At 37.5% G+C, this 817-nt stretch carries 1 protein-coding gene; it reads right to left on the reverse strand.

Annotated elements, in window-relative coordinates:
• Positions 1–226 precede the first annotated feature (226 nt).
• A partial coding sequence (locus IEW52_RS15600) for a hypothetical protein (RefSeq protein ID WP_188630997.1) occupies positions 227–817 on the reverse strand: 591 nt, incomplete at its 5' end.

An 817-nucleotide genomic window follows, 5' to 3' on the forward strand; every position in this document is an offset into this window, starting at 1 on the left:
AAATCGAAGGTTCCACAGGCTGTCAGACCTTGCCGCCTCACTTTTACACCTTTCAAAACCTCCCCTATTTAATGTAACGCCAATTGCCTGGTGGTTTTAATTTGGTCTCTCTGCAATTGAGGTGGGGCAACTTTATGGCCATAATTGGCGTTTTTAATCTGTGGTTGTTTATGGTAACTACGTGCCATTATTATTAAGGTAGTTTCAGCTTAGGATGGTTTTTTATTTAACTATTACAGTTATGACAAGGTTTGAATCCCAGCTGTTCTAGTAGCTCGCCTTCAAATTTAAGATCGGGGTTGAGCTTTACTCTGAAATACTCTTGTAGTAGCCTTTTTAAATTTGTTTTATATTTGTTGTGCCATATAAATAAAGGGTTTCCTTCTATCTTAGCTTCTTTAGCTCGATCTGTTCCGTATCCTTTGTTTCTTATTAGCTTGGCTGTATCTTTATCTCTGTTTCTGAAAGCATCTGCATCTTCAAGTAGTTGATCTATAAGTGATTCTAGCTCTTCAAGGCTGAGGTTTTGAAATTCAACTGAGCCGCTATTGTTATGAGAAATTTTGTTTGGTGGGTTTTTTAGAAGAAAATGAATGCTTAATCTCTCCTTAAACCTTGATTCATCTGACACTAGAAGGTCCATGTTTTCCTTGCAAAAAGCCCTGAACCTTTTTATTGATTCATCTCCTTTATCTGCAATCTCTGGAGGTATTTCTAAGTTGATAAAGTTAGAGGTGAATCGTTCACACTTTTTATTGGTGTGGTAAGTTGGATTTCCACCCTCGAAAACATATTTTTTTGTATCCTGAGGGGGGGG

It is taken from the genome of Oceanisphaera marina (genome assembly GCF_014643915.1).
Lineage (GTDB): Bacteria > Pseudomonadota > Gammaproteobacteria > Enterobacterales > Aeromonadaceae > Oceanimonas > Oceanimonas marina.